This is a genomic window from Mucilaginibacter sediminis, from assembly GCF_051903035.1.
Classification (GTDB): domain Bacteria; phylum Bacteroidota; class Bacteroidia; order Sphingobacteriales; family Sphingobacteriaceae; genus Mucilaginibacter.
The window spans coordinates 4,211,268-4,232,628 of record NZ_CP170602.1 but is presented as its reverse complement, the minus strand read 5'-3'; the positions used below and the strand labels follow the sequence as shown (position 1 = coordinate 4,232,628).

The 21,361-nt window shown below is 43.5% G+C and carries 19 protein-coding genes; 11 read left to right on the top strand and 8 right to left on the bottom strand.

What is annotated here, in order from left to right:
- Window positions 1-251 precede the first annotated feature (251 nt).
- Window positions 252-1,856, top strand: coding sequence for a hypothetical protein (locus ACFGVS_RS17275; protein WP_439694883.1), 1,605 nt, complete (start codon window positions 252-254; stop codon window positions 1,854-1,856).
- A gap of 164 nt (window positions 1,857-2,020) precedes the next feature.
- On the opposite strand, the gene ACFGVS_RS17270 is transcribed toward ACFGVS_RS17275, so the two are convergent.
- Window positions 2,021-2,548, bottom strand: a complete 528-nt coding sequence (locus ACFGVS_RS17270; protein ID WP_274210360.1) for a DUF2911 domain-containing protein — start codon at window positions 2,546-2,548, stop codon at window positions 2,021-2,023.
- A 326-nt stretch (window positions 2,549-2,874) separates the two neighbouring features.
- Here ACFGVS_RS17270 and ACFGVS_RS17265 point away from each other — a divergent pair, with 326 nt between their 5' ends.
- From ACFGVS_RS17265 to ACFGVS_RS17235, 7 genes are all read left to right on the top strand, one after another.
- Window positions 2,875-3,624 carry a carboxypeptidase-like regulatory domain-containing protein gene (locus ACFGVS_RS17265; RefSeq protein WP_439694882.1) on the top strand — a complete coding sequence of 250 codons (750 nt, stop codon included), beginning with the start codon at window positions 2,875-2,877 and terminating at the stop codon, window positions 3,622-3,624.
- 180 nt (window positions 3,625-3,804) lie between these two features.
- Entirely contained in the window at window positions 3,805-4,704 is a 900-nt protein-coding gene (locus tag ACFGVS_RS17260; RefSeq protein WP_439694881.1) for a helix-turn-helix domain-containing protein, read from the top strand.
- Between the two features lie 82 nt (window positions 4,705-4,786).
- On the top strand, window positions 4,787-5,620 hold the full coding sequence (locus ACFGVS_RS17255) for an SDR family NAD(P)-dependent oxidoreductase (protein ID WP_439694880.1): 834 nt from the start codon (window positions 4,787-4,789) through the stop codon (window positions 5,618-5,620).
- 29 nt (window positions 5,621-5,649) lie between these two features.
- A complete protein-coding gene (locus ACFGVS_RS17250; RefSeq protein WP_274210346.1) occupies window positions 5,650-6,381 on the top strand; it encodes an SDR family oxidoreductase in 732 nt (243 codons plus the stop codon).
- Window positions 6,382-6,450: 69 nt separating this feature from the next.
- Window positions 6,451-7,290: an SDR family oxidoreductase gene (locus tag ACFGVS_RS17245; RefSeq protein WP_439694879.1), complete on the top strand. Its 840-nt coding sequence runs from the start codon at window positions 6,451-6,453 to the stop codon at window positions 7,288-7,290.
- Entirely contained in the window at window positions 7,257-7,535 is a 279-nt protein-coding gene (locus ACFGVS_RS17240) for an Atu4866 domain-containing protein (RefSeq protein WP_274210344.1), read from the top strand. The genes ACFGVS_RS17245 and ACFGVS_RS17240 overlap by 34 nt, the downstream gene beginning before the upstream one ends.
- Before the next feature lie 96 nt (window positions 7,536-7,631).
- Window positions 7,632-9,257 (top strand): NADP-dependent glyceraldehyde-3-phosphate dehydrogenase, encoded by a 1,626-nt coding sequence (locus ACFGVS_RS17235; protein ID WP_439694878.1) that lies wholly within the window; start codon window positions 7,632-7,634, stop codon window positions 9,255-9,257.
- A 79-nt stretch (window positions 9,258-9,336) separates the two neighbouring features.
- Here the strand turns inward: ACFGVS_RS17235 and ACFGVS_RS17230 are convergent, their stop codons facing one another.
- Window positions 9,337-9,960 (bottom strand): DUF2306 domain-containing protein, encoded by a 624-nt coding sequence (locus tag ACFGVS_RS17230; RefSeq protein WP_439694877.1) that lies wholly within the window; start codon window positions 9,958-9,960, stop codon window positions 9,337-9,339.
- Window positions 9,957-11,882 (bottom strand): WG repeat-containing protein, encoded by a 1,926-nt coding sequence (locus ACFGVS_RS17225; RefSeq protein WP_439694876.1) that lies wholly within the window; start codon window positions 11,880-11,882, stop codon window positions 9,957-9,959. Before ACFGVS_RS17225 ends, ACFGVS_RS17230 begins: the two co-directional genes overlap by 4 nt.
- Window positions 11,883-12,068: 186 nt before the next feature.
- On the opposite strand from ACFGVS_RS17225, the gene ACFGVS_RS17220 reads away from it, so the two are divergent.
- The gene (locus ACFGVS_RS17220; RefSeq protein ID WP_090470236.1) at window positions 12,069-12,614 is read left to right on the top strand and encodes a peroxiredoxin; all 546 of its coding nucleotides are present in this window, start codon (window positions 12,069-12,071) and stop codon (window positions 12,612-12,614) included.
- Window positions 12,615-12,826: 212 nt separating this feature from the next.
- Window positions 12,827-13,411, top strand: coding sequence for a carboxymuconolactone decarboxylase family protein (locus ACFGVS_RS17215; RefSeq protein ID WP_090640614.1), 585 nt, complete (start codon window positions 12,827-12,829; stop codon window positions 13,409-13,411).
- A gap of 265 nt (window positions 13,412-13,676) precedes the next feature.
- Here ACFGVS_RS17215 and ACFGVS_RS17210 read toward each other — a convergent pair whose 3' ends face one another.
- The 5 genes from ACFGVS_RS17210 to ACFGVS_RS17190 form a co-directional block, all read right to left on the bottom strand.
- A complete protein-coding gene (locus tag ACFGVS_RS17210) occupies window positions 13,677-15,227 on the bottom strand; it encodes a DHA2 family efflux MFS transporter permease subunit (RefSeq protein WP_439694875.1) in 1,551 nt (516 codons plus the stop codon).
- 7 nt (window positions 15,228-15,234) lie between these two features.
- Window positions 15,235-16,293, bottom strand: a complete 1,059-nt coding sequence (locus ACFGVS_RS17205) for an HlyD family secretion protein (RefSeq protein WP_090640617.1) — start codon at window positions 16,291-16,293, stop codon at window positions 15,235-15,237.
- A 20-nt stretch (window positions 16,294-16,313) separates the two neighbouring features.
- A complete protein-coding gene (locus tag ACFGVS_RS17200) occupies window positions 16,314-17,687 on the bottom strand; it encodes a TolC family protein (protein ID WP_090640621.1) in 1,374 nt (457 codons plus the stop codon).
- The gene (locus ACFGVS_RS17195) at window positions 17,671-18,318 is read right to left on the bottom strand and encodes a TetR/AcrR family transcriptional regulator (protein WP_090640624.1); all 648 of its coding nucleotides are present in this window, start codon (window positions 18,316-18,318) and stop codon (window positions 17,671-17,673) included. The genes ACFGVS_RS17200 and ACFGVS_RS17195 overlap by 17 nt, the downstream gene beginning before the upstream one ends.
- Window positions 18,319-19,057: 739 nt before the next feature.
- Window positions 19,058-19,855 carry an NIPSNAP family protein gene (locus tag ACFGVS_RS17190; protein ID WP_439694874.1) on the bottom strand — a complete coding sequence of 266 codons (798 nt, stop codon included), beginning with the start codon at window positions 19,853-19,855 and terminating at the stop codon, window positions 19,058-19,060.
- A gap of 183 nt (window positions 19,856-20,038) precedes the next feature.
- Between ACFGVS_RS17190 and dinB the strand changes: the two genes are divergently transcribed.
- Entirely contained in the window at window positions 20,039-21,160 is a 1,122-nt protein-coding gene (dinB, locus tag ACFGVS_RS17185) for a DNA polymerase IV (RefSeq protein ID WP_439694873.1), read from the top strand.
- The last annotated feature ends 201 nt before the right edge of the window (window positions 21,161-21,361 follow it).

Sequence of the window (21,361 nt, the reverse complement as noted above, 5' to 3'; positions counted from 1 at the left end):
CCCCGAAGATTCATCTTTAATACATATTCCGTCTATATACGTTAAAAATACAAACGCCCGGATAAATTAACCCCAGGAAGTTCCATATTCATTACTTAGCATGGCGTTTACCTATCAGCGGGCCACAAGGCTGGAGCCTTGCGGCAGCGGAGGCTTAGTTTAACAGCTGAGCAAATCTTTTTAAACGTCTGTTCAATCCGTGGCTAATCCGGCTCAATTATGTATTTTAGTAGCCTAATTAATTTAAACACATGAAAAAACCTTTATCACTATTTCTATTAATTTTATTGTTCTCGACAGTAAAAGCCCAATTTAAACAACTTGCAGAAGGCCCGGTTTTTAAGGAACCAGAAGAGGGTTTTGCCAAAGTTTTACAATTAAAAAATGGCAACACCATGTTCCTCGATATCTCCCTTAAAGAGGGTATCGCAGTGCACATGTATAACCCCGCGCATCATGAAACTGCAGTAACCCAGGTTGATCCGTCATATGGTAAAATAAGCCGGGGCGGTAACATTAAAGGCGCGTTTGAAATTAACGGAGATGTTGTATTGATTGTTAGTTCGCTTGATTCAAGAACACCCACCCTGTACAGGATTATCATCGACGGAAAAACCGGGATGTTAAAAGACGATACTAAAATTGGCGAGTTAAACAAAATAAGCATGATGCAGGGTTATTCGGCCGCTTTTGGCGGAGTGCCGATACCTGATTTTTTTGTACGCAAGGACCCCAACAGCGACAATTACGCGATAGTTTTATTTAACAGTTTTGAAAGCGACAGGAGCAAACGGATTGAGATAGTTAGCTATGGCGCCAACAATAAAGAGTTGAGCAGAGCCTATTTTGCATCGCCGGATGAGAAGTATAAATATCTAAAATATATAGATATGGCAGTAATTGGCAGCGATAAAGTTTGCGTGCTGGCTTATGGCTACAATACAAAACACAGCGGCGGCGAAGAAAGTGAACTTATTTTGGCCAACCTTGATAAAGGCGCAAAAACAGTGAGCTATACCGAACTGGGCCTATCGCAAGACCTTACCGTTTATGTAGGCCTTGCCCGCTATAACCCCGTTATCAAATCGGTTATATTATCGGCAGTGGTTAAGCAAAAGGGCAGTAAAGACGAATACAGCTCTGTTATTGCCTTTATAAACCCGTTTGAAAAAAAGATCAATAAATTTAATGAAATATCGCCTTCAGAGAGGATCAACGCTTTCGCGAGCTCAAAAAAAGGGTTCAGAGGGCTGCCGCAAAATATTTTTGTAAACCAGGATGGTACGTTTACTGTGGTATACGAGGAAATGGAAACATCCACCCGCGCCAATTACGGTGTAACAATTGCATCTTCGGGTAATTCATCCACTACCCTGGGCGACATGGCAGTGGTTAACTACAGTAAAACCGGCGAGCCGATAAACGATTTTATCATTCGGAAAAGCCATATTTTAAGCAAAACGCTACTGGATCCATTTTATCATTCGCTAAGGGAAGGATCTGCACAGGAACTCAACAGCGGTAACCAATTTAAATCATTCGCGTATCTTGACGGAATATCTAAAAGCTTTATCCTGTTCAACGATACCGAGCGCAATAACGAGAAGCAAGAAAAAGGGAGCATAGTATCTATACAAGGAGTAAGTGACTGCGATGGGTTTTATTATAGCCTTACCGGTGCAAATGCTGTGCCTAAAAGAGATTATGTTTTTGGCAATCCTGCGGGCAAGCATGATCATAACCTGGGTTTATTTTCCATATCAGACTATGACCGTAAAAATAACGTTTACGTAACGCTCGAGCTATCTAAAGAAGATGGCAAAAAAGGCGTAAAAGTAGTTTGGCTGCAACCGTAATAACAAACGGCCTGCAAGCGGAAATTGGATACATTTCGACGGGTGTTTAACTAAATTACCCGCGACTATTGTACAATAACACATCTAATAAAAAAGCCGCCCCATCTGTATTGATGAGGCGGCTTTTTTATAACCTGCTCTATGAAGCTTTTGGGTTTTTGTCTTTAATTAAACACTACAGGCACTGTTAAATTTTCCCAATTTAACTCAAATCCTTTTCCCGAAATGGTGTAGGTTAGTCTTTCACTCATACCTGCTGATTTTCCGGGGGTAGCGGTTACTACGGCAACATCTTTTGCTGGGTCCTGGGTGGTGGTGCCATCGCGGTTAATGCCCCACTGCCCGGTTTGCGAATTAAAGATAATTTTCCATTCTTTTTCACCCGGTACTGCGTATAGGCTGTATTTGCCGGCCGGGATGGTTTTACCTTGTATGGTTAAAGCCTTATCGGTAGTAAAAATGGTTGCCTGGTTGGCACCGGCCCGCCATACTTTATCATAAGGCACAAGGCCACCCCATATGGTACGGCCTTTAACCGCAGGGCTGCTGTAAGCAATAGTTACCGCCGCGCCGTTTATAGTGCCGGTGGCGGTGGCCGCAGGACTTGCTTTTTCTTGTGCCATAACAGTAAACGACATCATGATGCCGAACAAAACGAGCATGAATGATTTTTTGAATGTGATACTTTTCATAGTGGGTAATGTTTTATTGGTTAATATGAAGCAAGTTACAAAGTATTTAGGGAATAAAAATCATTAAACAAAGCTTGTATTAAATATGTAAACAGCGGGGGGATTTGTTTGATTGTTTTTTACAACCTGTGTGATGCAGGGCGCGTTTGGTTAAAATATGTTAAACAAAATCCACGAAAGCTGCCGCCCGGTTATATTTGTAAGGAGCTCATTAATAAAGTTCTAAGTCTTGAGTCGGAAGCCCTAAGTACAAAGGTTAAAAGGATGCCTTTCAACTCAGAACTTTCGACTCAAGACTTATGACTTAGAACTTACCACTACCACCTATGCGACACCTGCTTATCATATTTTTTATTTGCACCGGCCTTGCGGGCTACGGGCAAAAAATAAACGGTATAATAACCGATAAGGCAACCGGCCTGCGTATTAGCGGCGCGCTGGTAAGCACAACAAACGCCACCGCCATAAGCGACATGGAGGGCATATTCAGCATCGGCGTCGCCAGGCAGGGGGATACGTTAAAAGTAAAAATACAGGGTTATAAATCGTTTAAGCAGGCGGTGGCCCCTGCAGCAACCGGGGATGTGATTGTACAGTTGGAGCAAGCCACTATCCAGCTGCAGCAGGTAAACATCAGTGCCCGGCGCGATAGGGTGAAAGATTCCATCAGTAACCGTGTTCAGTTTGCCAGGGATTTTAACAGCCACCCGCCAAAGTTTTCGGATATCATCAGGCCGGGCGCATCTGTCGGGCCCATACCGATGGCTGGCGTTTCCATTGTGCCGAGCCAGCTGATTGCCCTGTTAACCTACAAACACAGCAATGCCTACAGGTTTAAACAGGCGCTCATCCGCGACGAGGAGGGCAAATATGTAGATAGCCGCTTTAGCGACGAGCGCGTGGCCCAGCTCACCGGCCTTCAATCCGATTCGTTATACCATTTCATTAACCAGTACCGGCCCGCCGCCGCCCAGGTACGCAAAATGAGCGACTATGATATTTTTACCTACATCAAAAAAAGCGCTGCAAAATTCAGGAAGCCACACCGGGATGATGTAAAGGAGGCGGAGTTTTAGCACGAAATACAATAAAGGGTTCATTGGTGTGCTAAGGGTGCGTAGCAGGTACCCGGAAGGTGTGTGAAAGGATAGTCGAAGGTGCTGCGAGGGGTATGGCGGGGGGGCAGAAACGGGGTAATCTGAATGTAAAACTCAAAACGCCACTTGACATGTGGTTTGAATTTTGTAATTTTGATTATGACTACCGAAACACTTGAAGATTTTTACAAAAACAAATTCGACTGGCTGCCCAATAACCTGCAGCAAAACATCGGTCATTTTAATGTTTTTAAAATTGAGGATTGTATTGGCCCCAATGCCAAACCGGTTACCTACAGCCGCCGAAGCTTTTACAAAATAAGCCTGATGCGGGGCGAAAACATTATCCATTATGCTGATAAAAGCATTACGCTGTCGGGTACTTCGCTCATGTTTTTTAGCCCACTTGTGCCCTATACGTTTGAGCACATGAGCGACGACCGCACGGGCTTCTTCTGCATTTTTACCGAGGAGTTTTTTGTGGAGCGGTTTCGCAATGGTTTGAGCGAACTGCCCATGTTCGGGCTTAACGCCAAGCTGGTATATCAGCTTGATCGTACACAGGATGAATACGTTACAGGCCTGTTCCGTAAAATGACGGATGAGATTGCTTCTGATTACGCTTTCAAGTACGAACTGATCCGCAATTACGTTACCGAATTGTGCTACTACGCATTAAAAACCCAACCATCCGAAAATGTTTATAAACACGCCGATGCCAAATCGCGCATCACCTCGGTATTTACCGAGCTGCTGGAGAGGCAGTTCCCGATAGAAACGCCGTCGCAGCGCTTTGCACTGCGGTCGGCCAATGATTTCGCGCAACGGTTATCGGTACACGTAAACCACCTCAACCGCGCCATCCGCGAAACCACCGGCAAAACCACCACCGACCACATCGCCGACCGCCTGCTGAGCGAAGCCAAATCCCTCCTGCGCCATACGGATTGGAATATCTCTGAAATAGGTTACTGCCTGGGTTTTGAGGAACCAACGCATTTCAATAACTTTTTCAAAAAACAAACCCAGGTTACGCCATCACGGTTCAGAAATGTTTGAATTTCGTAATAATTGGTTTGAATAGCGTAATTACTCCCTTTTGCTGTCATATTACCTTTGTTTTATCAAAAACAAACACACTATGGACAACAAAAAAGTATGGTTTATCACTGGCGCCTCCAAAGGGTTCGGGCTCAGTTTAGTAAAACAATTACTGGATGCTGGCCAGCTTGTTGCTGCCACTTCCAGGAACCAGCAGGAGCTTGTAGCTGCCGTTGGTTCAAACAGTGCTGATTTTTTACCCTTACAGGTTGATCTGGTTAACGAGAGCAGCGTATCACTGGCGCTGCAACATGTTTATGAAACATTTGGCCGGATAGATGTGGTTATCAACAATGCCGGTTATGGCATTGGCGGTGCTATTGAGGAACTTACCGACGCCGAAACCCGCTCGGCTTTTGATGTAAATGTATTTGCTACCCTCAACGTAATCAGGTTTGTGATGCCTTACCTGCGTAAACAGCGCTCGGGGCATATTATAAATATCGCATCGATAGCAGGTATTACAGGAGGCACAGGGTGGGCGGTATACGCAGCGGCCAAATCGGCAGTAATTGGCCTGTCGGAAGTATTGGCCCTGGATGTTAAGTCGTTGGGTATCAAAGTTACGGTAGTAGCTCCGGGCGCGTTCCGCACCAGCTTTCTTACCGCCGATTCGTTAACAGTTACCCAAAATCCTATTGCCGAATATGAAGATGTAAGGCACTCGCACTGCAAATACCTGAGCATGAATGGCCAGCAGGCAGGCGATCCTGAAAAAGCGGCTGCAAGCATCATCAACGTGGTTTATGAAGAAAATCCGCCGCTCCGTTTGCTGCTGGGTGGCGACGCATATAACCGCGCCCTCACTAAACTGGATGGCCTGTATAAAGAGATTCACCAATGGGAAAACACCACCTGCGCCACTGATTTTTAAGTATTTACACGTGCCTAAAAACAATAACGATGGAAAATATTAAAAACAAAGTTATAGTGATAACCGGCGCCAGCAGCGGGATTGGTGCCGTTGCTGCCCAAAAGTTGGCCGCGCTTGGCGCCAAAGTTGTATTGGCCGCCCGCCGGGAAGACCAGCTAAAGACCATAGTTGCCGAAATAGGCGACAATGCCATCTATATACCAACTGATGTAAGCAAACGCACCGATCTGGATAACCTTATCCAACAGGCTATCGACAAGTTTGGCCACGTAGATGTTTTATGGAACAATGCCGGCATTATGCCCATATCCTTTTTTGAGGAAGGCCTGGTTGATGAGTGGGACCGGATGATCGACATCAATATTAAAGGGGTGCTATATGGCATTAATGCTGTGTTGCCACACATGCTGCAACGCGGGCAGGGCCATATCCTGGCAACCTCGTCCGTTGGCGGTATCAAAACATCTCCTGGTATTGGTGTGTACTCCGCAACTAAATTCGCGGTAAAGGCCATTATGGAAACCCTACGCGAAGAAGTGGCACAAACCATTAAGGTAACCACTATTTTCCCGGGCGCAACGCAATCCGAACTGGGGCATGATATTACCAGCCCAAAGATAAAAGCCCTGTACGGCAACCTTAAAAACATGCCTAAAATGGACGAAGACGCTATAGCAGATGCAGTAATTTACGCCATCAGCCAACCCGGCAATGTATCTGTCAACGAACTGGTGATTAGGCCCCTTGGGCAAACAAGATAATTAACACAAATAATTAACCGGTGAAATCATTTAACACTCAGTGAAATTACCCAATAAATCAAAACAATCATGAGCAATCAAAATATATGGTTTGTAACCGGCGCCTCAAAAGGGCTTGGACTTACCCTTGTAAAAAAGCTATTAAGTGAAGGCTATAAAGTAGCCGCTACATCAAGAAACATCAGCGACCTTGAAAACGCGGTAGGCATAACCAGCGATGCGTTTTTACCCCTTGCGGTTAACATCAAAAGTGAAGAAAGCGTTCAGCAGGCTATCGAAAAAACCATCAGCACTTTTGGTAAAATAGACGTGGTAGTTAACAACGCCGGCTACGGCATGCTGGGCGGCCTGGAAGAAACAACCGACCAGGAGGCCCGCGACAACTTTGATGTAAACGTGTTCGGGTCATTAAACATCATCCGCAAAGTATTGCCTTACCTGCGTGCACAACAATCAGGTCATATTATCAATATATCATCAATAGGTGGTTTTGTTGGTGGCTATCCGGGGTTTGGGGTTTACTGTGCTACCAAATTCGCTGTAAATGGCTTCTCTGAAGCTTTAGATGCCGAGGTAAAACCATTTGGCATCAAAGTAACCATTGTGGAGCCGGGATACTTCCGTACCAACTTCCTTTCAGAAGGATCGCTGATTGTCCCTAAAAACCCGATTGATGCGTACCAAAATGTACGCGACTCGCAACACCTGCACCAAAATCAGATGGACCAGCAACAAGCCGGTGATCCTGAAAAAGCAGCGGCTGCGATGATAAAAATTGCAAACCAACCCGATGCCCCATTGAATTTATTTTTAGGTGAGGATGCCTACCAGCTGGCTCACCAAAAAATAGCATCGGTACAAAAAGATTTGGAAACATGGAAAGAATTAACAACCTCAACTGGTTTTTAACAATGAAAAATAATGAGCATATAGGCGTTTGGGTAACCAAAGACGGTTATATACGCCATGAATTTTTACCAAACGGCCGTTACGATGAAGCGCGCGGCGATATAAAAAGTGCTTATACCGGTTACTATAACAGGTTAGGCAACCACGTTGAATACCTGGATGATACCGGCTTTGTAGCCGAAGGTGATTTTAAAGACGGCGTCTTTTATCACGCAGGTATGGTATTATATAAAGAGAGTGCCTGAATTACAAATTTCGTAATTCTGCTTATCGGCCATAAAAAAGCTTGCTTATAAAAGCAGGCTTTTTTTACCTTTATAAAAATCTAATACCTATAGAATATGAGTTTTAAAGACCAGATAACTTCGATATTTGTGCCCGAAAGCCAGATTGGCTTTGGGTTTCAGACAGAAGAAGTACACCAGCGCGAATACCTGAGCGATGGCGAAATGAAACCATGGGATGGCGAAGTAAACGAAGTATACTCGCCAATTGGTTTTTTTGATGCCGACGGAAATTTTGCCCGCAAGCTAATTGGAACCTATCCTGTTTGCACCGAAAAGGAAGCCTTTGAATCATTAGATGCCGCGATTGCAGCCTATGACAATGGCCGGGGCGAGTGGCCCACCATGAGCATTGCCGACCGTATTAAATGCATGGAGCGCTTTATTTACAAGATGAGCGAACAGCGCAGCCTGGTGGTAAAATTGCTGATGTGGGAGATAGGCAAATCCTACGGCGATTCGGCTAAAGAGTTTGACCGCACCATCGAGTACATTAATGCAACCATCGATGCGCTTAAAGATATCGACCGCCAGTCGTCGCGGTTTGAAATGGCCGAGGGGTTGATTGCCCAGATTCGCCGCTCGCCGTTGGGTGTGGTGCTGTGCATGGGGCCGTTTAATTATCCTTTGAATGAAACTTTCACCACATTAATCCCCGCCCTTATTATGGGCAATACCATACTTTTTAAACCACCAAAGCATGGTACACTTTTACATTACCCACTGTTACGGGCTTTCCAGGAGTCGTTCCCTAAGGGTGTTGTAAACACCATTTACGGCCGTGGATCGGTGGTAACGCCGGGACTGATGGCTTCGGGCAAAGTAAATGTACTGGCCTTTATCGGCTCAAGCAAGGTAGCCAATGACCTTAAAAAACGGCACCCCAAAATAAACCGTTTGCGTGCGGTATTAAGTTTGGATGCTAAAAACGCCGCTATCGTAACCAAAAATGCCGACTTGCAATTAGCTGTTAACGAGTGTATTTTGGGTGCGCTATCGTTCAACGGACAGCGGTGTACGGCCATAAAAATGATTTTTGTTCAAAAAGATGTAGCCGACGAGTTTTTGAAACTATTGAGCGAAGCCGTTGCTAAATTGCCGTTTGGCTTGCCCTGGGATAAAGACGTAAAACTTACCCCTTTGCCCGAGCCGCATAAGCCAGCTTACCTTACCGATATTGTTGAAGACGCTATTGCCAATGGCGCAAAAGTGGTTAACGAAAACGGAGGCGAAACGGTGGCATCGTTCTTTTACCCTGCCATCGTATACCCGGTTAATGAAAAAATGAAACTGTACCGCGAAGAGCAGTTTGGCCCGGTAATTCCGGTTGTTCCGTTTGAATCGATAGAAGAACCGATTGAATACCAGATAGATTCGCCGCATGGTATGCAGGTGAGTATATTTAGTAACGATGTCAAAGAGATCTCCTCGCTGATAGATCCGTTTGTGAACCTGGTAAGCCGGGTAAACATCAATAGCCAGTGCCAGCGCGGCCCGGATGTATTCCCTTTCACCGGTCGTAAAGATAGTGCCGAGGGCACCCTTTCGGTACATGACGCGTTAAGGGCTTTCTCCATCCGTTCGTTAGTGGCTACCAAAATGAACGATGCGAACAAACAGATCATTAATGACATTGTAAACGACAACGAATCTAATTTCCTGAGCACGAAGTTTATATTGTAAAAGCTTCAAATGTGCAGATTACAGATGTGCAAATATGCAGATGGACTTAAAAGCATCTGCACATCTGAAATCTGCACATTTACAATCTAACAGGGCTCGCCTTTATATTAATCATTTCCACCAGTACCAAATTTGGCACCCAGCTTAAAAAAGCGATGATGATATAATTGTTATCAAAGTTTACCCCGTTGCCAAAAACGTGGAAAAGCAGGATATAAAAGCGCAAGGTTACTGCCCCAAAAGCAAGGCCGTAGCTGCGGCGCATCATTTTAACATGTTCATCAATATTCCCTTTTTTAACGAGGGTGAATGCCAGTACAGTTGATAATACCCAAAGCGTATTTTGTACCATGAACGATATAAAAACGCCAGTACCCCGGCCAACAAACAGCGTCATCACATACGCGCCGGGAGCGGCTATAAACAATACTCCAAAAATATATATTTTCCCAAGCGCCTTGTGCAGCCGGCGGTTGGTATATACTGTTTTTGAAAACTGGAAAAAGCCAATCAGTAATATAATGCTGCTGGCAAAAATATGGCAGTAAAATGCCGGCATGTACCAGCCTGTTTTAATAGCTGCCTGTTTAAAACCCAAAAAGAAAGCATGATTATGCGCAAAACTCTCATAAAAGGTACCCAGGCTTAAAATGGCTATCCATATAAAAGCAAAGTATCTTAATAGCCTTGCGGTAATACTCATCTGGAAGTTAAAGCGTTGATCTTTTTAATATTTAATGGTTTTTCGTTTAGCTTGTTGTTAATAAATGCGATGTTGTATTTATCGATAACAGTAAGCGAATCATCAACATTTGCATTCTTTGTTGTATCGGCCGACTGGAAACGGTACTCGAAAACATCGTTCCATTTTGGATTTTTGAACCTGTATTTATAAGAAGCGAAAATCTCATTTTTCATGTATTGCAGCATGGATTTATTTACATGATCAATGGTCGTCTCCTTTGATGATTCTCCGTACGGCCCTACTCTTATCGTGTAACAGCCCTGAAGGTACGAATCATCCAGCTTAATAAATTGCGTAGGGAACAGCCTGCTCGATTTTAAGGCGACCAGTTTGCCGCTTTTAAGTTGCAAGTAGTAATAATACGGCCCTTCCACTATCGCCTCATTTCCGCCCAACATAGATTGTTCGAGGTTAGACGTCGTCTTAAACTCGAAGAGTGAATCGTTGATTGCTTTAGTTGAACTTTCATCGCAAGTTTTAGAAAGCGAAGCATATCCCTCTCCCTCGCCTAAGTCGATACCTGCGCTAAAGCCTAATATCCGGTTGTGTTTTTTATCAACTACCAAAACATTTTTACTGGTGTAAAGGCCGCCCCGTCCACCCAAATAATCATTGACAATAGTATAGTAAGCACTTTGAAACCAATTGCTATCATCGTCTTTTTTATCAGCATCAAATGCAATATCTATTGACCGGCTACCTCCTTCCTCTTCATCGCTATTTGCAGGCCCCTTCCTTAAAGGGTTCGGAAAATCGATAACCTTTGGCAGTATCTGAAGGTCGGCAAGGTACGATGGTGAAATTACCAGCGATGTGTTATAATCGCGTGAATTATATTCCATTACATTTTTTGAGCTTTTGTCAGATAGTGTGTACGAATCGCCGAAGGTTTTAATCTGTGGTACGATATCGGCTATCTTAAAATCGGCTATTTTATCTGATATTGTGGAGTCGGCCTTCAGGTAAAAATAGTCCTCCCCATTTTTTAAAACAGCTAAATTCTCTGTTGTTTTCAGGGGATATACTTCATCATAAATTGCAGGCACGGTTAGTTTACCATATAAGTTATAAAAACCCTTTTTATCGTCCTTTTCAACCTCGATCAGGCCGTCGATGGTACCACTAATGTTATGTATCAGATCATATTCGGCAGGAATTATCTCTTTTAGTCCCGGGTCAACAAGACCCATTTTGTAGTCGGCATCTTCGGATTTTCTGTCACTATCATATAAAAGGCCATTAGGCAATTTGCCCTTTATCACATAGTAAAAGGTTTTGCTATTAACATGATCAAACCATATTACACTATCGTACTTCGTTTTTAACTTTTCGGCAGTTTTGAAGGCGGCAAGTGTAATAGCACTATAAATATCTTTTTCGGGCGTAATTTTGTTATATACTTTTGCCTGGTAGGTCACATAATCCTTCACAAAGCCAAGCGCATTTACCTGGGTTATTTTGTAGTTTTTGTCATCCATTTTATGGATGGTAAACGTTAAGGTCGATTTTTCTTCCGGCAGATTAGCATTCTTAAAAGTGGCAGCTATCATTGCAGTAGCAAACTCGGGATTTGTCAATTTTATCAGGGCATCTTCGGTATTTAAACTCACCGTAAAAATGGGCTTTTCCTTGCCGCCGGTATTGGTTTTATTGGTAAGTACGCTTAGCAATACCTTTACCAGTTTACTTTTTTGATTGTCTTCAAAATAAGCGCTGGCCGAATCAATGTTGCCGGCTTTTATTTGCGCGTTAAAGGCATTCAAAAACTGCGTTATTTCGCCCTTCTCGGGTTTGCTCAGGTATTTGCCCCGGATAAATAAAAAGCCGCAAATCAGCAGCACAACAATCGCAATTATGATCAGAATAGGTTTGGTTTTCATGATACCAATATAGATATTTTAATCTGATGCTAAAATATTTGTTAACCGGGCAGATTTAACTACGGAAGGCCCTTTTAGATAATGTTAAATCAAACTATCAATAAAATCTATAGAGTATAGATTTTTAGAATGGAAGGCTGACTTTTAAATCAGTATATTTGCATAAATAATAATAAAAAGACACTTATGTTAACGATAGGACAAAAATTCCCCCAGTTTTCTAAAACGGCCGTAGTTAGCCTTGAAAAAGGTAAAGAGTTTGAAACGCTTACTTCTGAGTATTTGGTGAATGATGATAACGTTTGGACAGTAATGTTCTGGTGGCCAAAAGATTTCACTTTTGTATGCCCAACTGAAATTGCTGAGTTCAACAAAAACTATGGCGAGTTCCGCGACCGCGAAACCCGTTTAATTGGTGCTTCTACCGATTCGGAATTTGTACACGCTGCCTGGAGACGCGATCATGACGACCTGCGCGATTTGAAATTCCCGATGCTTGCCGATACTTCAAAATCATTGGCCGAAGACTTGGGCATATTAGAGCCAACCGAAAAAATCGCTTACCGTGCTACCTTCATCATCGATCCTACCGGCATTATCCGTTGGGTATCTGTTAACGATTTAAGCGTAGGCCGTAACGTTAAAGAAGTTTTACGTGTACTGGATGGTTTACAAACCGACGAACTTTGCCCATGTAACTGGGAAAAAGGCCAGGAAACACTTACTGTTTAATTCCCCCTACTACATATGTTCCCCGTACAGTTAATTATTGTGCGGGGATTTTTTATAAGTTGAAAGCTTAAGGCGTAAAGCCTAAAGCTTAGCCCATCAATCTATTTAAATCGCCAGAAGCGTTAAGCCTTGCGCTTTCTGCTTTGTGCTCAAAAAACGTCGCTTAAAACACTGGCTTTAGGCCTTCTGCTTTAAGCTTTAAGCTAAAAAAAATGAACGAAAGTACCGAAGTGATCCAGGAAATACTGGAAAGTATAGGATTAGATAAAGATTACCGTACCACCAGCCTTACACTGTTAGAAAAAGGTGAATCGCGCTATTTACGCGATTTGAAGCTGAATTTTACAAGCACGCTTACATCGGCTCATTTAACCGCCAAGGAATGTGCCCTGTTGGGTTTAAGCATCGCGGTTAATAACAACAACACGCCGCTTACCAATTACTTTACCAAATACGCCGAAATACAGGAAGCTACCGCTGCCGAAATTGGCGAGGCTGTGGGCTGCGCATCGTTGCTGGCCTCAAATAATGTATTTTACAGGTTTAGGCATTTTACGCAAAAAGAAAAATATACCCAGATTCCGGCACGCATCCGCATGCAGCTGATGATGAAGCCTGTTACCGGGAAAGAGTTTTTTGAGTTGATGAGCCTGGCGGTTTCGGCTGTAAATGGCTGCGAAATGTGCGTAAACGCCCATGAAGATTCGCTGATAAAATTAGCAACTACCGAGGAGCGCATTTTTGATGCTGTACGTATAGCATCGTTGGTTACCGCTACCGGCAAGGTTATTTTTTAGCCATCAACAATATATGAGCATAAAAAAAGCATGAGATTTAAAAATTTCATGCTTTTTTCATAAATAACAGTTTATTACTTAATAAAATTTGCGTTTGTTAATTAAAAACTTCTAAATTTATGCCTAAGATTAAACAAACCTCGATTACACTTATTTTTTATTGAAAATCAATTGTATCTCGGGGAGAGTTATTAAATTTTAATTGTTAATTTTTTTTGGGGAAAGCCGTTCCAGGTAATAGTGGAACGGCTTTTATCTTATCAGATTAATGCGCGTCTACCGGCATTTTGGCGTTTGATTTCTTGAATGGCTGCAGATACAGCAACGGGATTGAAAATAACATTACCAGGCCCGATATCCAGTAAGCATCGTCATAAGTTAATAACAGCACCTGTTTGGTTAAAGCACCTTCAATAGCGCCGTACGCCATCCGGGTAGCATCAATTAACGAGTGCCCTTTGGCCATGAAGGCATGTATCGAGTTATTAACCCTGTCAATGAGCGCGGGGTTGGTTGCTGTAATATTTGTTAACAGGTTGTTACGGTGTACGCCCTGGCGTATGTGAATAACAGTAGTTAGCGTAGCAATACCAAATGAACCGCCAAGCTGGCGCATCATATTGTTTAAGCCCGTTCCCTGCCCCACTTCGGGCCCTTTCAGGTCGGCAATGGCCAGGGTAGTTAAGGGCACAAATAACAAGGCCATGCCTACGCCACGTATCATTAACGGTAAAAAGAAATTGTGGGTACCCATAGCCAGGGTAGAGTTGCTGAGCATAGTGGTAAACACAAAAAACAAGAACATGCCGGCGGTAGCCATAAACTGGGCCGGGATACCTTTATTAAGCATTTTACCTATAAAAGGCATCATTACAATGGTACATAACCCGCCGGGAAACAAAATTTCGCCGGTTTGCTGTGCGTCAAACCCCAATAAATTCTGGCAAAATACCGGGAACACAAACACCGAGCCGTACAATCCAAAACCCAGTACGAACGAGGTGAACATACCTACTGCAAAACTGCGGTGCCGCAATATGGCAAAGTTAACAATAGGGTAATCGATGCTCATTTCGCGCCATATAAAAAGTATTAAACCTAAAATGGCGCTTATGGTTAACACCGTTATATAAGGTGTGGCAAACCAATCTTCCGATTCGCCTTTTTCCAATATAGTTTGCAGGCTGCCTACGGCCACCGCCAGCAAGGCAATGCCCCACCAGTCTATCGGTTTTCCTTTTGCTTCCTTTGGCGTTTCCCTAACATAGGTATAGGCTAAAAAAGCGGCCATTGCACCTACAGGTATATTTACATAAAATATCCAGCGCCAGTTCATGTGCTCGGTAATATAACCGCCAATAGTTGGGCCTACAGTTGGGCCTACTACCGCACCTAAACCAAACAGGGCTGTAGCGGTGCCAATTTGTTCGCGGGGCCAGGTTTCTATCAAAATAGCCTGTGATGTTGATATTAAACCACCACCTGCCAAACCCTGCAAAATACGAAACAGCACAAGCTCGTTAAGGCTGGTTGCATTACCGCATAAAAATGACGCTATGGTAAATACAATTATCGACGTAATAAAGTAGTTTTTTCGTCCGAATTTGCTGCCCAGCCAGCCCGACATGGGCAGTATAATTACGTTTGCCACGGCATACCCGGTAACCACCCAGGCCACATCCTCGAGGGTTGCGCCAAGGTTACCTTGTATTTTGGGCAGCGAAACGTTCACAATAGTGGTATCAATCAGCTCCAATAATGAGGCTGTGATCACAGTTATCGTGATGATCCATTTTCTAAAGCCTGTTTCAGCCATTGTGTTATTATTTAATTACAGAAACACTTACACTCATCCCAGGGCGTAATTTATCCATAGTTGCCTTGTCGGCGGTTATTTTAATTTTAACGGGTACGCGTTGTACAACCTTTACAAAGTTACCGGTGGCATTATCAGGGGGCAATAATGAAAACTTGGCGCCTGTTGCCGGCGAAAAATTGTAAACCTCGCCCTCAATTTTTAAATCAGGGTAAGCATCAACCTCAACTTCAACTTTTTGTCCGTTTTTCATGTCGGTAAGCTGTGTTTCTTTAAAGTTGGCAGTTATAAATAAACTGTTATCATTTACAATGCTAAACAATGTTTGCCCCGCCTGTACCAACTGACCCAACTGTACGCTCTTTTTAGCGGCTAACCCGCTTGATGGCGCCTTGATAGTGGTATAGCTTAGTTGCAGCTTTGCATAATCAATATCAACCTGTTTCTGGGTTACACCGGTATTGGTAACTTTTAACTGGCTGCGGGTAGTACCAATTTGCTCAACCGCTGCTTTGTATTGGTCTTGAGATGCCCTAAGGTTAGCTTTTGCCACATCCAGATCGGCCTTGGCCTGGTCAAATTGTTGCTGTGTTACCGATCCATCCTTTATCAGGTTGGCATAACGTGCGTAATCTTTCTGCACTTTATCTAAACGGGCCGCATTTGATTCAACCTGCGCCCTTGCACTTGATGAATTTGCCTGCGTAGCATAAATCTGCGATTGGTTAACATTGATGCCCGCACTTGCGCCAACCTGTGCTGCCTGTGCCTGCTCTAATTTTATTTTGTAATCGTGGTCGTCTATTTTTACCAAAGTTTGGCCAGCTGTAACATGGCTGTTTTCTTCAAAATAAATAGAATCAACGTATCCGCCTACGCGGGCTACTACCGGGCTTATATCGCCATCAATCTGGGCGTCATCTGTATCGATGTGTTTGCCGTAGTATATGTATTCTTTGATACCGAAAATGATACCACCAACAAGCAATACCCCTAATATGATAGGAATAACTTTATTTGGTTTCTTTTTTGGTTCCTGTTCCTGAGTTTCTTGTGCCTGTGCCATCTTATTATCTGGTTTAAGTATTATTTGTTGTTAATTTTTCCTGTTGATTTTAGTAAAGTATAGTAAGCCAGGCCTGCATCGGCTTTAGCCAGTTCAAGGTTTATCTGTGCCTGGTAAAGCAATGTTTCGGCGTCGGCCCTATCGGTAGCTGATGCTATATTACTTTTGTATTTTGATTCGAGGATCTTATTATTTTCGCCCGCTTGCTCAATCGAAGTTTGTAAAAGCTTAATTTTATCCAAAGCCATTGTCCAGTTTTGGTAATTCTGGTTCACTTCGTTTTTAATGCGGTCAACCGTAATGCTTTTGTTTATGGTTACCTGCTCGCGCTGAATTTTAGCCTCGGTAACCTTGTTTTTGTTTGTCCACAGGTTGCCAAAGTTCCAGGAAAGGGTTAAGCCAACTGATATTGGAGTAATAAACTGCCCGCTTTTAGGAATCGGGTTTGAGTTTACATCAACATAATAGGCGCTTCCTGATGCCGCTAAAGTTGGCAATGTGTTGGCCTTTATGTTTTTGATGCTGGTTTCGGCAACTTTGCCATGTAAATCTGCCTGCTGCAATTCAACACGGCTTGCATAAGCCGAATCAAGGTAGTTGCTTAAAGGAGCAACAGGCCTGTCAGCCTCGGTTATCTGATCTATATTAAGCTGGGTACCTTCGGGCAAGCCTAACAAAACATTCAGGCTATAGTTGATGATACGGCGATTGGTTTCCAGGTCGATGCCATTCAGCTCGACATTTGAGCGTTGCAGCTGAAACCGTAACACATCATTTTTGGTAACCAAGCCCTGCTCAAAAAACCTTTGCGATTGTTTGATCTGCGCATCAATAGTAGTTAAATTTTGCGCTACTACTTTTTTGCTTTGCAATACTTTATATAGGTTATAGTATGAGTTGATGATATCGTAGGTGATCTGGTCTTTATCATTAACCACATCCAAACGGGCAACCTGTGTAAGTAAATCTGTCGATTCGCGGGCATATTTGTATTTGCCACCGGCATAAAGCACTTCGCTTAACGATAGTATGCCTAAGTAAGCATCGGCCCTGTTGGGTAAATTAAAGCTGCTTTCGCCAAGCGAAAGCTTATTGGCAGGTATTTCGGCATGGTTGTAACCGTAGCTCACTTTACCGGTTGGCAAAGCCTGGTCTTTAGCCTGGTTGTATTGCGATACCGCCTGGTCAATTTTGGCCTGCGATAATTTTAATACCTTGCTGTTATCAAGGCCCAGCTTAATGGCCTCGTCTAAAGTGATGGTGCGGTCCTGGGCAGCAGCTGTTCCTGCAAGCAGCAAACCTGATACCGCGAAGGCGGTACCATACCTCCAAAACGCGCTAACTGTATGTTTCAACAGTTTAAGGTGGTTGGTTTTATTATTTTGAGTTGTCATGTTCATTTACTAAATAAGCTTTTAAAAGTCTTTTCATATATGCTTTAATCCTGGGCTTCAGCTCTTCTTCCATAAATTTTTCATCGCGAACATCATGGCCTAATATCAGGGATGATAACTGCGGCATATTGATGACGTAATTTTTGGTGCCGAATATGGTTGCTATCACCATGGGAACATCAATGTCTTTATAAAAACTGCCATTATTAACGCCCTCTTCAATTATCTTCCTGATCTCGACAACATTTACCATCAATATTTCGATGATCTTATCGGTAAGCCCCCAGCGTTTGTTCATCGATATTTCGCGGCTGATGAGCTTTTGAAAGCAGTTGTTCACAATAATGCGCTCTACGTAATTGTCAATACATTTATCAAGCTTGCACCACGCGGTCATGCTGTCGTCATTACCTATATTTTGAAGCAGTGTGCGGAACGACGAGATCTTACGCTCAAAGATTGCCAGGAAAAGACCTTCCTTTGAACCGAAATAGTAATTGAGCATAGCCATATTCACACCGGCCTCGCCCGAAATTGTCCGGGTAGAAGCTCCATCAAATCCATAGTCGGCAAACACGCGTTCGGCGACGTCAAGAATGTGGTCTTTTTTGTCTATTTTATCTTTGTCCATTGTTTTAACGGCACAAAATTAATCAAACGATTGATTAGTCAAAGAAGGTTAGGGCTAAATTGTTAATCGATTGATTAATGATTACTATTGAATGACAAAATTGTTTTCAACCAGTTAATTTTTTTTAAACTGGTAGTTTATGTATTAAGGCTGTTTTTAGCAATCCTAAATACAGCTATGAACAAACGCCCCGGAGATATAGTGATAGAAGGATAGCCCTATGGGGCAAAAGATACATTTGATCATTTTGTTCTACAACCTGGTAGCCTCTGCGGGGGGCTTAATATCTGCTAAACAAAGGTGCAATGCCTCGTAGACGCTACCAAGTTGCAGCAATATTTATCAAGAATTCTTGTATGCCATTAAGGGCCACCTATCTCAGTATTAAAAGCTATGGAAAAAAGCTTAAGGGAGATCGCCTCTCGGGGTGGATACTATGTATTTATGTTTTGGAAAAACCCCAGCGGGGTTGAATGTCGGTAGAAATAGATCAAAAATATCTTCCCGTGCCGTAGGTACGTCACTATTGAACTTTTCAAGTCAAATGAGCATTGATAAATGAATAGCCAAACTGGGCGGTTAGTTCCGTACCTACGGCACGAAAAAAAGGGGGGCTTAATTATTCTACCGACATTTCACTCCTAACGGAGTGGCTTTTCAAAATTACTATCTCGTATAAAGATGCACACACACACAGTAACTTGGGGGCAAATTTCAAATTTAGGTAGCTTAAGGCTGTCTATATCTGCGAATAAGCCGTAGGCACCAGCATAGTTGATGTTATTTTGCTGACAAGCAGGGCATCCGCATATTCGGGCACGCTGCTTATTTTTTTCCATTGCGGGTCGCTGCCGAAGGCTTTCCAATGGGCATCTTTAGCGGGCAGGTCATCAAAGGTGATCATGTAGGTAAGGTTGGGCCGCTGGGGACCAATCACAGTTTCGCCCCAGAAAACAGGGTTGAAACCAAGGCGTTTAAAAATATCTATTTCGCCCTGGCCGGTAAACATTTCTATCTTTTTTTTACCTGCGGCTTCGCTGGCGCTCTGGTACTGGCGTAATTCAAAAATACGCGGCTTCTTTTCGGAGGCCGTAGCGAGTATCGTATGAGGAAATGCTTTTAAAAGGGAACTTTCTATCCGTTCATAAGCAGGCGCGGTAGCCGGGGCATTAAGGTAAGCTGCAGCTTTGGCAATATAGTCTTTATCGCCGCTAATCAGCTTTTGAACCCTATCAATCTGGGAGGGAGAAACATAAGGGATAAGTACAAATACTTTAGTTTGCCCCTGCGGTTTTAGTTCGGTAAATACACCGGCCCGTTTGATGGTGTGACGATTTAATGCTGGTATTAATGCATTTTGCAAATAATCTTCCACCAGGTTTTGCTGGCTTGCGTCTTTTAAACTATAAACCCGTAGTTCATAATATTCTTCTATCGGTACTTCGGTATGCATGGCATTGGCGTTGCTTACAGCGGGTAAAACGGTTGCAGTTACAGCACCCATTAGGGTTGATTTTACAAAAGAGCGTCTTTTCATGAAGGTATAATTGAATGTTAAAGATAGTATTATTCCTCCGTCTTCAACGTTTTAAACCATCTGTGTTATAAATTTGAGCACATCGATCCGCCATCAACTACAGGCAGCAACAAGACCAGTAAAAACTACTATTTGCTATATTTACATTTGGTTTACTTCTGTATACCGGCCACTAAATTACCCATGCAAAACCAACCCACACAAATCATCCGCAAAATTATCCATATTGATATGGATGCATTTTACGCATCGGTTGAGCAGCGGGATTTTCCTGAATATCGTGGCAAGCCGTTGGTTGTAGGTGGTTTACCCGAGGGGCGGGGTGGGGTGGTGGCTACGGCAAGTTATGAGGCACGTAAGTTTGGGGTGCGCTCGGCAATGTCGTCCAAAAGGGCATTACAGCTTTGCCCCGATGCCCTGTTTGTGCGGCCAAGGTTTGCTGCATATAAAGAGGTTTCGCAACATATTAGGGAGATCTTCAGCCGGTATACCGACTTGATTGAACCATTATCTTTAGATGAAGCCTACCTTGATGTTACCAACGATAAACTCAACATCGGCTCGGCAATTGATATTGCCAAACAAATAAAACAAGCAATAAAAGACGAACTTAACCTTACGGCATCCGCCGGTGTATCCATCAATAAATTTGTAGCCAAAATTGCTTCGGATATTAACAAACCCGACGGATTGAAGTTTATTGGCCCATCAAGTATTGAAAACTTTATGGAGCAATTGCCGGTAGAAAAGTTTTTTGGTGTAGGCAAAGTTACCGCCCAAAAAATGAAGCAGATGGGCCTGCACACAGGAGCCGACCTTAAAAAACTAACCGAGGACGAAATGGTACGGCATTTTGGCAAGCCCGGCCGCTTTTACTACCAGATAGTGCGCGGTATTGATAACCGGGAAGTACAACCCCACCGCGAAACCAAATCGTTAGGTGCCGAGGACACTTTTGCCTATGACCTTACCACCCTGCCCGAAATGGAAGCCGAACTGGAAAAAATTGCGCAGGTGGTTCACAATCGTTTGCTTAAATATGAACTAAAAGGCCGCACGCTCACCCTCAAAGTAAAATACAGCGATTTTAAACAAATCACCCGAAACCAATCATTCACCACGGCTTTTAATGATTTGGAGACGATAAGCAATACCGCAAAACAATTGATGGCGGCCACCAATCCAGACGACAATACCCGCATCCGGTTGCTGGGGATTTCGCTATCCAATTTTGGTGATATTGTGCCGAAACAACGGGAAGAAAAGGAAGCCGGGCCAGGCGATCAGCTTGCACTGCAGCTGTAAGTTTTACTTGCTGAGACGGCGCCATTGGGGAGCCCTGAAGCATCGTTAAGACGCATGATTGCGTCGCTGCTTTTTTGTTCCCCTCTCGAGAGGGGGCGCGCCGGATTGAGCGATGGCAGGGGTGTGTTAACCGGCGTTTATCATCAATTCATTAACACACCCCTCCGCCCCTCTCGAGAGGGGAATCGCACATTCCCACCG

Coding starts and splice junctions, on each gene's coding strand:
- ACFGVS_RS17245 (WP_439694879.1), top strand. CDS start 6,451: ATGAGCAATCAAAATATATGGTTTGTAACCGGCGCCTCAAAAGGGCTT.
- ACFGVS_RS17240 (WP_274210344.1), top strand. CDS start 7,257: ATGGAAAGAATTAACAACCTCAACTGGTTTTTAACAATGAAAAATAAT.
- ACFGVS_RS17195 (WP_090640624.1), bottom strand. CDS start 18,318: ATGGACAAAGATAAAATAGACAAAAAAGACCACATTCTTGACGTCGCC.
- ACFGVS_RS17250 (WP_274210346.1), top strand. CDS start 5,650: ATGGAAAATATTAAAAACAAAGTTATAGTGATAACCGGCGCCAGCAGC.
- ACFGVS_RS17230 (WP_439694877.1), bottom strand. CDS start 9,960: ATGAGTATTACCGCAAGGCTATTAAGATACTTTGCTTTTATATGGATA.
- ACFGVS_RS17260 (WP_439694881.1), top strand. CDS start 3,805: ATGACTACCGAAACACTTGAAGATTTTTACAAAAACAAATTCGACTGG.
- dinB (WP_439694873.1), top strand. CDS start 20,039: ATGCAAAACCAACCCACACAAATCATCCGCAAAATTATCCATATTGAT.
- ACFGVS_RS17225 (WP_439694876.1), bottom strand. CDS start 11,882: ATGAAAACCAAACCTATTCTGATCATAATTGCGATTGTTGTGCTGCTG.
- ACFGVS_RS17220 (WP_090470236.1), top strand. CDS start 12,069: ATGTTAACGATAGGACAAAAATTCCCCCAGTTTTCTAAAACGGCCGTA.
- ACFGVS_RS17190 (WP_439694874.1), bottom strand. CDS start 19,855: ATGAAAAGACGCTCTTTTGTAAAATCAACCCTAATGGGTGCTGTAACT.
- ACFGVS_RS17275 (WP_439694883.1), top strand. CDS start 252: ATGAAAAAACCTTTATCACTATTTCTATTAATTTTATTGTTCTCGACA.
- ACFGVS_RS17265 (WP_439694882.1), top strand. CDS start 2,875: ATGCGACACCTGCTTATCATATTTTTTATTTGCACCGGCCTTGCGGGC.
- ACFGVS_RS17205 (WP_090640617.1), bottom strand. CDS start 16,293: ATGGCACAGGCACAAGAAACTCAGGAACAGGAACCAAAAAAGAAACCA.
- ACFGVS_RS17235 (WP_439694878.1), top strand. CDS start 7,632: ATGAGTTTTAAAGACCAGATAACTTCGATATTTGTGCCCGAAAGCCAG.
- ACFGVS_RS17215 (WP_090640614.1), top strand. CDS start 12,827: ATGAACGAAAGTACCGAAGTGATCCAGGAAATACTGGAAAGTATAGGA.
- ACFGVS_RS17270 (WP_274210360.1), bottom strand. CDS start 2,548: ATGAAAAGTATCACATTCAAAAAATCATTCATGCTCGTTTTGTTCGGC.
- ACFGVS_RS17200 (WP_090640621.1), bottom strand. CDS start 17,687: ATGACAACTCAAAATAATAAAACCAACCACCTTAAACTGTTGAAACAT.
- ACFGVS_RS17255 (WP_439694880.1), top strand. CDS start 4,787: ATGGACAACAAAAAAGTATGGTTTATCACTGGCGCCTCCAAAGGGTTC.
- ACFGVS_RS17210 (WP_439694875.1), bottom strand. CDS start 15,227: ATGGCTGAAACAGGCTTTAGAAAATGGATCATCACGATAACTGTGATC.